This is a genomic window from Cobetia sp. SIMBA_158 (assembly GCF_046566945.1).
Taxonomy (GTDB): Bacteria; Pseudomonadota; Gammaproteobacteria; order Pseudomonadales; family Halomonadaceae; genus Cobetia; species Cobetia amphilecti.
Window position 1 is genome coordinate 1 of the sequence record NZ_JAWJYL010001128.1, and the last position, 234, is coordinate 234.

Annotated in this window: 1 protein-coding gene; it reads right to left on the reverse strand. The window is 31.6% G+C overall.

Annotation, left to right across the window (positions count from 1 at the left end; translation table 11 throughout):
• Positions 1-234 (reverse strand): hypothetical protein (locus tag R2R70_RS23275; RefSeq protein ID WP_410979386.1); only part of this gene is annotated, 234 nt, incomplete at both ends.

Genomic DNA, 234 nt, shown 5'->3' on the forward strand with positions numbered 1-234 from the left:
GTCGGCCGTTCAAAGGGTCTAACGTACGTTTTTATTTCGCTAAAAAATTGCTCCATCTGTTCTTTTGTTTTTAATTCGAACATCGGTTGTAAAATAAGTTGTTGTTCAATATCGGTAAAGACTAAATTATTATTAATTTCTTCTTGAGCAAGAGCTTGAACTGCTTGAATAACATTTGGATCTTTGGATGAAGTATGGGCATTTAATATTTTTTTTGCTTGTTTTTTGACAATC